This window comes from Micromonospora sp. NPDC048894, from assembly GCF_040649765.1.
In the GTDB taxonomy this organism is placed as follows: Bacteria; Actinomycetota; Actinomycetes; order Mycobacteriales; family Micromonosporaceae; genus Micromonospora; species Micromonospora antibiotica.
Map to the genome: position 1 here is coordinate 24325 of NZ_JBEZFY010000024.1, position 10616 is coordinate 34940.

The window sequence follows — 10616 nt, forward strand, 5'->3', positions numbered from 1 at the left end:
TGCACCCTCGGGCGTCCCGGACGGCGACGACGTCCGAGACGTGGACTACGGTCGTCCGGTGACCGCGCCACCGCTGGATCCGCCGACGACCCCGCAGCAGCCGCCCGTGCTGGCTGCCGAGGTCGCCGCCGACCTGGCGACCGACCCGGCGGGGGTGCCGCAGGCCGGGCAGAGCGCCGGCTTCACCGTCCGGCTGGCGAACTTCACCGGCCCGTTCGACCTGCTGCTGCAACTGATCAGCAAGCACAAGCTGGACGTCACCGAGGTGGCCCTGCACACCGTCACCGACGAGTTCATCGCCTACATCCGCGCCATGGGCGACGAGTGGGACCTCGACGAGACCAGCGAGTTCCTACTCATCGCCGCCACCCTGCTCGACCTGAAGGCGGCCCGGCTGCTGCCCTCGGCCGAGGTGGAGGACGAGGAGGACCTCGCCCTGCTGGAGGCGCGGGACCTGCTCTTCGCCCGGCTGTTGCAGTACAAGGCGTACAAGGAGGCGGCGGCGCACATCGCCGAACTGGAGGCGGTCGGCGGGCGACGCTACCCCCGCGCGGTCACCCTGGAGGCCCGCTACGCCGACGCCCTGCCCGACCTGGTGCTCGGCGTCGGCCCGGAGCGGCTGCTGCGGCTGGCGGTGCGGGCGATGACCCCGAAGCCGGTGCCCGAGGTGTCCATCGCGCACGTGCACCTGGTCCGGGTCAGCGTCCGGGAGCACGCGACGATCCTGGCCGAACGGCTGCGCCGGGCCGGCATCGCCACCTTCACCCTGCTCTGCGCGGACTGCGAGATCACCCTGGAGGTGGTGGCCCGCTTCCTGGCCCTGCTGGAGCTGTACCGGGAGGGACTGGTGGCCTTCGTGCAGGAGGAGGCCCTGGAGGAGCTGACCGTACGCTGGACCGGCCCCGCCGACGGTGACGCCGATCTGCACGTCGACGAGTACGCCGGCACCCCCGCCGACGCCGACGACACTGGTCCCGCCCCGGGCGGACCCGCCGCCCCGGCGGCTGCCCCGGACGGCCCCGCCGATCCGGGGTCCGCCGGCCCGGGGTCCGCCGGCCCGGGGTCCGCCGGCCCGGGGTCCGCCGGCCCGGGGTCCGCCGGCCCGGCGGGCGAAGCCGCGACGACGCAGGAGACGCGATGAGCGACGAGGAGCGCCAGGACTCCCTGGCCGATCAGGCCGCGGCCTGGATCCCCCCGTGGGAGCGCCCCACCGCCCGGCAGCAGCCCGCGCCCGCCCCGACCGGCCCCGACGGCGAGGCGGACACGGCACCACCCGCCGATCCGGGTGCTCCGCCGACGGAGGCGGTGTCCGCAGGCCCCACCGCCCAAACGGGTCCGGGAGCCGCTGGTGAGCCGGCTGTTCCCGGAGCCCCGGCTGAGCCGGCTGTTCCCGGAGCCCCGGCTGAGCCGGCTGTTCCCGGAGCCCCGGCTGAGCCGGCTGTTCCCGGAGCCCCGGCTGAGCCGGCGACAACGGACGGGACCGGTGCGGGTGGGGTCGGTGCGGTCGGGGCTGGTGTCGGCTCGGGCCCGGACGCCGCCGCGGCGGGGGAGCGGGACCCGGTGGGCGTGCCGAAGCGGCGGCCGGCGGGCCGGCGGCGGGTGACCGTCACGCCGCCACCGGCACCCGAACTCGACGACGCGGAGCTGCGCGGCGCCCTGGAAGCCATCCTGCTCGTGGTCGACGAGCCGGTCAGCGAACTGGTACTCGCCCAGGTGCTGGAACAGTCCCCGGAGCGGATCGGGCCGGTGCTCGACGACATCGCCGCCGGCTACACCGCCGCCGGGCACGGCTTCGAACTGCGCCGGGCGGCCGGGGGCTGGCGGCTCTACACCCGGCCGGAATACGCGGCCCACGTCGAGCGGTTCGTCCTGGACGGGCAGTCGGTACGGTTGACCCAGGCCGCGCTGGAGACGCTAGCGGTGATCGCCTACAAGCAACCGGTGACCCGGGGTCGGGTCTCGGCCATCCGGGGTGTCAACTGCGACGGGGTGCTCCGTACCCTGGTCTCCCGAGGGTTGGTCGAGGAGTGCGGCGCCGAACCGGACAGTGGGGCGTTCCTCTACCGGACCACCACGATGTTCCTGGAGAAGCTGGGCCTGGACTCGGTCGCCGACCTGCCCCCGCTCGCCCCGTTCCTCCCCGACGACGTAGAAGAGCTTGCCGATGCCACGCGATGACCGTTCCCCCAAGCCCGACGCCCCCGTGTACGAAGGTGCCGAACGCCTCCAGAAGGTGCTCGCCGCCGCCGGTGTCGGGTCCCGACGCGCCTGCGAAGATCTGATCTTCCGGCGTCGGGTGACCGTGGACGGCCGGGTCGCCCACCTCGGCGACAAGGTCGACCCCGCCACCGCCGTGATCCACGTCGACGGGGAACGCCTCCAGGCCGACAACCGCCTGGTCTACGTGGCGATGAACAAGCCGCGCGGGGTGGTCACCACCATGTCGGACAACAAGGGCCGCAACGAGTTGGCCGAGTTCATCGGCAACCGGGTCGGGCAGCGGGTCTACCACGTCGGGCGGCTCGACGCCGACAGTGAGGGCCTGCTGCTGCTCACCAACGACGGGACCCTCACCCACAAGCTGATGCACCCGTCGTACCAGGTGCTCAAGACCTACCTGGCCGAGGTGGCCGGGCCGATCCCGCGTAACCTCGGCAAGCGGCTGCTGGCCGGGGTCGAGCTGGAGGACGGGCCGGTGAAGGTCGACTCGTTCAAGGTGGTGGACACCCTGGGTAAAACCGCCCAGGTGGAGCTGAGCCTGCACGAGGGGCGCAAGCACATCGTCCGGCGGCTGCTGGCCGAGGTCGGGCACCCGGTGTCCCGGCTGGTGCGTACCTCGATCGGTCCGATCAAGCTCGGTGACCTGCGCACCGGGCGGATCCGGCGGTTGACCAACGCGGAGGTCGCCGCCCTGTTCAAGGCCGTGGGTGACTGACCGGAGTCGCAGCGGGTACGTGTGCCGGTAGGCTTCCCCGCGGCCCAACGGGCCGACGGGTGGCGTGCGTCGCCCCCGACGGCGGCGCGCGTGGCCGACCCGCGAGGCGCGGGATGATGGACGACGATGGACGACCGCTCAACGGCACCGGAGGAACCGGTGACCCGCGAGGTACGGGCTGAGGAGGACAACGGTGGAGGAAAACGTACGGGCCGGGCGCTGTGTGGTCGCGGTGGACGGACCGTCCGGTTCGGGTAAGTCCACCGTGTCGCGGCGGCTCGCCGTCGACCTCGGTGCCCGCTACCTGGACACCGGTGCGATGTACCGGGCGATCACCTGGGCGGTGCTGCGCTCCGGCGTCGACCTGGCCGACGCCGCCGCGGTGGGCAAGGTCGCCGCCGAGGTCGAGCTGCGCATCGGCACCGACCCCCGGGGGTACGGCGTGACCGTCGACGGGACGGGTGTCGACCAGGAGATCCGGGGCCCCGAGGTGACCGGCGCGGTCTCCGCGGTGGCCGCCGTGCCGGCGGTGCGGGCGTTGCTCGTGGCCCGGCAGCGGGAGCTGATCGCCCAGGCCGGTCGGATCGTCGTCGAGGGCCGCGACATCGGGGGTGTGGTGGCCCCCGACGCCGACCTGAAGGTCTACCTGACCGCCTCCGAGGCGGCCCGGGCCCGACGCCGCAGCGCCGAGGACGCCGCCGACGTCACGGCGACCGCCGCGGACCTGGCCCGGCGGGACCGGCTCGACTCCACCCGCGCGGTCAACCCGCTGCGGCAGATCGCCGACGCCGTCGAACTGGACACCACCGACCTGGGCATCGACGAGGTCGTCGCCCGGCTGCGGGAGCTGCTCACCGAGCGGGGCGTGGCATGAGTGACGGATGGGTGGAGCTGCGTGAGCCGGAGGTCACCGTCGAGGAGCCGACCGGCCCGCAGCCCGTGGTGGCCGTGGTCGGTCGCCCGAACGTGGGCAAGTCGACGCTGGTCAACCGGATCATCGGCCGGCGGCAGGCGGTCGTGGAGGACGTCCCCGGGGTGACCCGGGACCGGGTGCCCTACGACGCCCAGTGGAACGGCCGTTCGTTCACGGTGGTGGACACCGGCGGCTGGGAGCCGGACGCGAAGGACCGGGCGGCGGCCATCGCCGCCCAGGCCGAGACGGCGGTGGTCACCGCCGACGTGGTGATCTTCGTGGTCGACGCCATGGTCGGCTCGACCGATGTGGACGAGGCCGCGGTGAAGATGCTGCGGCGCAGCGCCAAACCGGTGATCCTGGTGGCCAACAAGACCGACAACACCGCCATCGAGATGGAGGCGACCGCGCTGTGGTCGTTGGGCCTCGGTGAGCCGTTCCCGGTCTCCGCGCTGCACGGCCGGGGCTCCGGCGAACTCCTCGACGCGATCCTCGACGCGCTGCCCGACGCGCCCAAGATCGTCGAGAACCGGCCGCGCGGCCCCCGCCGGGTGGCGCTGGTCGGCCGGCCCAACGTCGGCAAGTCCAGCCTGCTCAACCGGTTCTCCGGGGAGGAGCGGGCGGTCGTCGACTCGGTCGCCGGCACCACCGTCGACCCGGTGGACAGCCTGGTGGAGATCGGCGGCGAAACCTGGCAGCTGGTCGACACCGCCGGGCTGCGCAAGCGCGTCGGCAAGGCCAGCGGCACCGAGTACTACGCCAGCCTGCGTACCGCCGGGGCCATCGAGGCGGCCGAGGTGGCGGTGGTGCTGCTCGACTCCAGTGAGCCGATCAGCGAGCAGGACCAGCGGATCCTGACCATGGTCGTCGAGGCCGGCCGGGCCCTGGTGATCGCCTTCAACAAGTGGGACCTGGTCGACGCCGACCGCCGGTACTACCTGGACAAGGAGATCGACCGGGAGCTGCGCCGGATCCCCTGGGCGATCCGGCTCAACCTGTCGGCGCAGACCGGCCGGGCCGTCGACAAGCTCGCCCCCGCGCTGCGCAAGGCGTTGGCGAGCTGGGAGACCCGGGTGCCCACGGCACAGCTCAACCAGTGGCTCACCGCCCTGGTCCAGGCCACCCCGCACCCGGTGCGCGGCGGTCGGGCCCCGAAGATCCTCTTCGCCACCCAGGCCGGTGTCTCCCCGCCGAGGTTCGTGCTGTTCACCACCGCGCCGTTGGACGCCGGCTACCAGCGTTTCGTCGAGCGCAAGCTCCGCGAGGAGTTCGGCTTCGAGGGCAGCCCGGTGGAGATTTCGGTACGCCCCCGCAAGAAGCTCGGCCCCGGCGGCCGGGGCAAGGCCCACGGCTGACCCGGCACCTCCAAGGGCTGCCGCTCCCACCCGGGGACGGCAGCCCTCCCGTGCCCCTCCTTTCCTAGGACGCTTTAGGGGTGGTGGCGGTGCGCACCGACGCGGCAGGGGGCTGTGCGCGCGGTGCGAAGATCCTGCGCTAAGCTGTACCGGCTGCCGCAGGGGAAACCAGGCGGAGAGCATCGGGACGTGGCGCAGCTTGGTAGCGCACTTGACTGGGGGTCAAGGGGTCGTCGGTTCGAATCCGGCCGTCCCGACAAGGTAAAACAGCAGGTCATGGGGCTGATCCGACACATCGGGTCGGCCCTTCTGGCTTCCCGGGGACCACGTCGGTCAAGTGCGCCGTCCGATGGCGCTCCTTGACCGCCGGTCAAGGAGCGCCAATTGGCGTGTGATCCGACCACTGGCGTGCGATGCAGATCCGCCGAGTGATGTGTGAAGGATCCAGCAAGCCAGGGGGGCGACAGGAGGGCCGTCGAGGCAAGGACCTGTCATGCCGAGAACAGTGTTTCGTCAGCGGGACTTGGCAGAAGCTTCCGTCATGCGAAACCATTCACGCCTGGCGTGCGAGTTTCGAGTCAAGCCGCCTGCCAAACGATAACAGAGGGCGCGACCGAGCGGTCGGAGCCATTTGGTATCCACACCTGTGCGCGAAATGAACTATCACTCAGGCATCGCAAATGCCCTACTGTATAATCCGTTCCATTTAGTGTTCTTCTCTCATAAGTGGCGATCCGTAGGCGATGGAAATCAGGGACCCTGACGCCTCGAAGCTTGCATTCGGAAACCACCGATAGTCGAATTAGTCTCTCGGCTTCGACTGCATCGGATACTTCATAACGCCCTCTGCGTCTCAGGGACCTTTTTGCCAAATCGTACACGCCGTTGCCGACAAATCCGCCGCCCGCGGCTCCAAGCAACCATTTCCCTATTTCAAGGGCAGTTTCACCTGCACCGTAGACTGGATTGTTGCCGAAAGGGCGCCCCTCGGCAATTTCGCGATATTGAGTAAACCTTTTCTCGCGATTCCGGGACTCGTAACACAGGCTCAATATGCGGCGTTGCGGCTCCGGTAAGGTGATCGGCTGATCTGAGTTCATCGCTCCATGGTATCCAGCAGAATCCATGGCATCGTTGGTTGGGTTACCGTCGGAAGCAGCGAGAGGAAGTCTTGACGCCGTCGCGACAGCTTTGCACCCTCTGCTCACATCACTGTGCGGTCATAGCACAATGGTCAATTCCGCCCAACGCGGCGCGGTGGTCGGTCGCCAAGAGCCGAATGCTGCAACCACCGGCGTGCCGGCGATCGGGGACCAGGCGGGGACCGCACGCCCTGCGCGATGGTGGCCGGCATGCCGTCGCCTGCACGGCGTGATCGCGGGGAAAGCGTGCGTGACATGCATGGACGTGTGGCGAATCGTCCTGGGGGTCAAGGGGTCGTCGGTTCGAATCCGGCCGTCCCGACAGACAAAAGCCCTGACCAGCGAAAATGTTGGTCAGGGCTTTGACTTTCATCTATGGAGATTTGAACCTCCTTCGAAGACCCCCCGTTTAGCGGGGGCGGCACGCTCTGGTGCCCGGTGACCAGAGGGGGTCCGTGCGTCCGACGGACGCACACGGACAGCGCAACAGTCGACGAGATGCCGCCGGACACATCGTTGCTGAGCTGCGCAGTCGTCTACCGCAGATGCTGTGGGGGTCGAAAGGGTCGTCGGTCTGCATCAGGCCGTCCGAAGGACAAAAGCCCCTGACCGGCGGAAGCGCTGGTCAGGGTGGTGGTCCAGCCATCGACGTACGGCGGCGAGGTCGATGCGGTTCAGTCCCCTGTGCGGGTCGACGCGGTGCAGGGCGTGCCGATCGCGGGTGAGCAGCGGGAGAACGGCAGGAGTGGATGTTCAGGTGAGGTCGTCGCTCACCTCAACCCACCGGGCGTACGCCTCAACGGCGAGGCGGCGCTACGTGATGTCGAACAGTTGCCTCAGCCTGGCCTCGATCAGGGGTTGACCGGCGGCGGACACGTCGTAGTGGCCGGCTCCTTCGAGGACGGCGAGGTTGATGTCGTTTCCGTTGATCAGCATCTTGTTGACGGTGTCGTAGGTGACCGTGGCCGGGCTGGTGATGTCGTCGGTGCCGTACAGCCAGAGAATCGCCCCCGGTAGCGTCGAGTTCTCCAGCCTGCCCTGGTTCTCCGCGTAGAACCGCTTGTTCTCAGGCAGCGAGTTCGGGGTGTCGCCGCGAACACCGGGGTAGGTGGTCAGCCGGTGTGCCGGCGACGCGCTCAGGTAGTTCTGGATGTCCTGCTTGACCAGGGCGTTCAGATCGTCCAGGCAGGTACGCCAGTTGTCACGGTAGAACCTCAGCATGGTGGGGCCGTAGATCGTGGCGGGGTCGATGTCGTAGCCCGCGTACCGTTCGGTCCTGGTGAAGTAGATGGTCTCCGCGTTGGCGAAGACGAGTTGCTCGATCTGGTGCTCCGTTGGCGGGAGCCCCGATCGTGCAGCCGCCTCGATGTCGTTCCACAGGACCCGGTTCATGGCGGGCACGTCCGGTACCGGGGCGAGGGTGATGGTGCCGCGGTACTCCAGTTCGGGGTCGGCCATGGTGGCCTGGTCGGAGTAGTACGCGGCGGCCAGAGCGGCGAAGCCACCTTCCGACCAGCCCGCCGGCACCCACTGACCCGACAGTCGGTCACCGAGGAGCCGCTGCGCGGCCACCGCGGCGAAGACCATCGAGTTTCCCTCGCTGGACAGCTCGTAGTAGCCGTGCCCCTCCGGGACACCCTCGGCCACCGGGCCGAGTCCCTCGTAGTCCGGGGCGACCACGGCGATGTTCATCTTCAGGATGGACGCCAGCAGGGCCGCGTTCGGCCCGTCGGCCCACCGGCCGTGCTCCTGGAGTTGCACGCTCGGCGCGCACTCCGGAGCCCACCCGACGGTGCCGTGCCCCCACACCACGAGTGGCCACCCGCCGGCCGGTGGTGCCTGCGTGGGCAGGAACAGCATGGCGGTGGCGTTGATCTGGCCGCCCCGGATACCGGGCATGCGGTAGACGACGAGTTGACCGTCGGCCACGTCGGCGATCACCGATGGGACGTTACGCAGCGGCGTGGGGGTGCCGACCACGTCCCCGTCGGCGGCCATCTCGACGGTGCCGGTCGGACCACCGTCAGCACCCCATGCCGGGGCGACGGGGATCAACAACCCCACCAGCAGCACGACGAGCGGGAATCCGCGTCGGACACGACCACGTCGTCCGTGTGATCCGATGGGGCAACTGGTCATCCTGCTCCCGTCGTCGTGAGTTCCCGAGACTGTCCCGGGCAGGGCGTCATGCTCCACCACCACCGACGTGACCCGTCGCGTCGTCCGAGCGCCACCACAGGGCGCCGGGCAGCCGGGAGCACGTGGCCGTGACGTGTGCCGGGTCGGCAGGCCGGATCCCCGCGACGAGCCTCCGGTTCCGGTGCCTACGGGTCGAGAATAGGCCCGTGCGGTCAGGTCAGAGATGGTTTTCCCGGGCCGGCCCCGGGCCGGCGGCGACGACCGGCCCGTCCGACGCCATGACCACTCACCGGGTAGGTGGTCGCCCGACCCCGGCAGCGGGAAGGAAGCCCTACCCGGCCAGTCCTCCGTCACCACGTAGACCTCACCGTCACCGGGTTGACCCGACCTGCCGGCATCATCGGGGCGACCCGCCGCCAGGCCCACCCAGGAGCACGACGGCCCATGGCGTCCTGGCCTTCTCCGGGATCACACCATGGCGGGACCTTCCTGACGAATTCGACATGTGGGAGGGCACCGACTCCTGGTCCCGTCGCTGGACGGCGGACGCACGCCGCTTGACCTGCCACTTGTATTTTGCAAGTATGGCCCGTGTGAGCCTCTTCATCACCTGCCCGGTCGAGAGCGTCGAGCGCGCAACCGCCTTCTACACCGCCCTCGGCTGGACCCTCAACGCCGAGATGTCCGACCACAACGTGTCGTGCTTCGCGATCGCCCCCGAGCAGTACGTCATGCTCGGCAGCCGCGAGATGTACGCGAGCGTCGGCGGAGTCGAAGAGTTGATCGGCGGACCTCGGACGCCCTCGAAGGTCACGGTCTCGTTCGACCTGGGCAGCCGGGAGGCGGTCGACGAACTCGTCGACCGCGCCGGCGCTGCTGGCGGGCGGATCGGTGACACCGACGACTACCCCTTCATGTACCAGCGTCAATTCGACGACCCCGACGGCTACCACTACTCACCGTTTTGGATGAAGACGGACGCCGATCCGACCGCGTGAGCGATCTCGCCGCGGCCCTCGACATCGTCGGAGCACGGTGGGCCCTGCTCATTGTGGAACGGCTGCTCGACGGGCCACAGCGCTACGGCGATCTGCAGCGTGACCTCGGCGTGCCGACAAACATGCTCGCGATACGCCTGCGCGAGCTCGAAGCGGCTGGCGTGCTGATCCGCCTGCCCCTTCGACACAACACCCGGGCCTATGCGCTGACCGACCGCGGGTTCGCCTTGCGCGAGGCGATCGTCGCACTCGGCAACTGGGGCAGACGCGACTCCTGATACGGCACCGCCGTCCGGGATCATGGCTGGTCGTTCACGGGAGGCAGAGTATGCAGGGCACGGTAGGGAGATGACTGCTATCGGAGGCGGTCCGATGGTAAGAGACATGACGCCGCGTCAAGCGGTCGACGTACGGGTGCACCGCTGGCTGACGATCGTGGGGGCGCTCCTCACCGCCGCAGCCCTGCTGCTGTTGTCGCTTCTGCCTGACCCGCCCGCCGAGGCGGTCGCGATGACGGCGTGGGTCGAACGCGGCCACTCATTACTGATGTGGAGCAACGAACTGCTGTTCTTCGCGGTCATCTGCTGGGGAGCCGGTGCGCGCGGTCTATTCAGCGCGGGCCTGGCCGGCCCGTCGGCGTGGATCGACGTGGGAAGGACCGCTCTCACAGTCGCCCTCGTCGCGCTCGTCGTCGTACTGCTCGCGGTGGGGCGTCTGGTCTACCCGGTGTTTGAGATCGACCTGTCAGCCGAGGTCGTAGCCCTGCTCGTCAGCTCGACGTTCGGCGCCCTGCACGTGGCGTTCCTGGGTTTCGCCGTTGCTGCGGTGACGCTCGGCTGGTCGACACGCGCCGGACTGGCCGGGCGAGCTGTCGGCATCGTTGCCGCAGCCGCATTCGTCGTGGGCTCCTTCCCCTGGTTGACACCGAACTGGTGGAACTCACTGGTTCCGGTGCTGCTCGCCGCGTGGGGTGTCTTTCTCGCCCGCGTAACCCGCACCGAGAATTCCGGCGACGCTACGGAGAAGGCGGGTACCACTGTCTAAGGGATGTCTCGTAACTCGGTGATGGCGTTGCCGGTCAACGGTTGCGGTGTCACCCGAGCAGAATGATGTTGTGGAGGTGGGCGATGCCGG

The 10616-nt window shown here is 69.5% G+C and carries 10 protein-coding genes and 1 tRNA gene; 9 read left to right on the forward strand and 2 right to left on the reverse strand.

Annotation, left to right across the window (positions count from 1 at the left end):
• The first annotated feature begins 58 nt into the window (after positions 1–58).
• The 6 genes from AB0C22_RS30595 (at position 59) to AB0C22_RS30620 (ending at position 5460) form a co-directional block, all read left to right on the forward strand.
• The gene (locus tag AB0C22_RS30595) at positions 59–1141 is read left to right on the forward strand and encodes a ScpA family protein (protein WP_357538423.1); all 1083 of its coding nucleotides are present in this window, start codon (positions 59–61) and stop codon (positions 1139–1141) included.
• Positions 1138–2178 carry an SMC-Scp complex subunit ScpB gene (scpB, locus tag AB0C22_RS30600; RefSeq protein WP_357538425.1) on the forward strand — a complete coding sequence of 347 codons (1041 nt, stop codon included), beginning with the start codon at positions 1138–1140 and terminating at the stop codon, positions 2176–2178. Before AB0C22_RS30595 ends, scpB begins: the two co-directional genes overlap by 4 nt.
• Positions 2165–2935, forward strand: coding sequence for a pseudouridine synthase (locus AB0C22_RS30605; protein ID WP_357538427.1), 771 nt, complete (start codon positions 2165–2167; stop codon positions 2933–2935). Before scpB ends, AB0C22_RS30605 begins: the two co-directional genes overlap by 14 nt.
• A 193-nt stretch (positions 2936–3128) precedes the next feature.
• Positions 3129–3809, forward strand: coding sequence for a (d)CMP kinase (gene cmk / locus AB0C22_RS30610; protein WP_357538429.1), 681 nt, complete (start codon positions 3129–3131; stop codon positions 3807–3809).
• Positions 3806–5203 (forward strand): ribosome biogenesis GTPase Der, encoded by a 1398-nt coding sequence (gene der, locus AB0C22_RS30615; RefSeq protein WP_091254560.1) that lies wholly within the window; start codon positions 3806–3808, stop codon positions 5201–5203. The genes cmk and der overlap by 4 nt, the downstream gene beginning before the upstream one ends.
• A gap of 183 nt (positions 5204–5386) precedes the next feature.
• Positions 5387–5460: transfer RNA gene (locus AB0C22_RS30620), tRNA-Pro, on the forward strand.
• 321 nt (positions 5461–5781) lie between these two features.
• On the opposite strand, the gene AB0C22_RS30625 is transcribed toward AB0C22_RS30620, so the two are convergent.
• Both AB0C22_RS30625 and AB0C22_RS30630 read right to left on the reverse strand, forming a co-directional pair.
• Positions 5782–6303 carry a hypothetical protein gene (locus AB0C22_RS30625; protein ID WP_357538431.1) on the reverse strand — a complete coding sequence of 174 codons (522 nt, stop codon included), beginning with the start codon at positions 6301–6303 and terminating at the stop codon, positions 5782–5784.
• An 855-nt stretch (positions 6304–7158) separates the two neighbouring features.
• Positions 7159–8409, reverse strand: coding sequence for a hypothetical protein (locus AB0C22_RS30630; RefSeq protein ID WP_357538433.1), 1251 nt, complete (start codon positions 8407–8409; stop codon positions 7159–7161).
• A gap of 659 nt (positions 8410–9068) precedes the next feature.
• On the opposite strand from AB0C22_RS30630, the gene AB0C22_RS30635 reads away from it, so the two are divergent.
• The 3 genes from AB0C22_RS30635 to AB0C22_RS30645 all read left to right on the forward strand — a co-directional run bounded on the left by AB0C22_RS30635 (position 9069) and on the right by AB0C22_RS30645 (position 10526).
• A complete protein-coding gene (locus AB0C22_RS30635; RefSeq protein ID WP_255597529.1) occupies positions 9069–9482 on the forward strand; it encodes a VOC family protein in 414 nt (137 codons plus the stop codon).
• Entirely contained in the window at positions 9479–9760 is a 282-nt protein-coding gene (locus tag AB0C22_RS30640; protein ID WP_208570228.1) for a helix-turn-helix domain-containing protein, read from the forward strand. Before AB0C22_RS30635 ends, AB0C22_RS30640 begins: the two co-directional genes overlap by 4 nt.
• A gap of 106 nt (positions 9761–9866) precedes the next feature.
• Positions 9867–10526, forward strand: coding sequence for a hypothetical protein (locus AB0C22_RS30645; RefSeq protein WP_219460107.1), 660 nt, complete (start codon positions 9867–9869; stop codon positions 10524–10526).
• The last annotated feature ends 90 nt before the right edge of the window (positions 10527–10616 follow it).

Excerpts from the sequence above, each read along its gene's own strand:
- AB0C22_RS30605 (WP_357538427.1), top strand. The coding sequence starts at position 2,165 with ATGCCACGCGATGACCGTTCCCCCAAGCCCGACGCCCCCGTGTACGAA.
- AB0C22_RS30625 (WP_357538431.1), bottom strand. The coding sequence starts at position 6,303 with ATGAACTCAGATCAGCCGATCACCTTACCGGAGCCGCAACGCCGCATA.
- der (WP_091254560.1), top strand. The coding sequence starts at position 3,806 with ATGAGTGACGGATGGGTGGAGCTGCGTGAGCCGGAGGTCACCGTCGAG.
- AB0C22_RS30645 (WP_219460107.1), top strand. The coding sequence starts at position 9,867 with ATGACGCCGCGTCAAGCGGTCGACGTACGGGTGCACCGCTGGCTGACG.
- AB0C22_RS30635 (WP_255597529.1), top strand. The coding sequence starts at position 9,069 with ATGGCCCGTGTGAGCCTCTTCATCACCTGCCCGGTCGAGAGCGTCGAG.
- scpB (WP_357538425.1), top strand. The coding sequence starts at position 1,138 with ATGAGCGACGAGGAGCGCCAGGACTCCCTGGCCGATCAGGCCGCGGCC.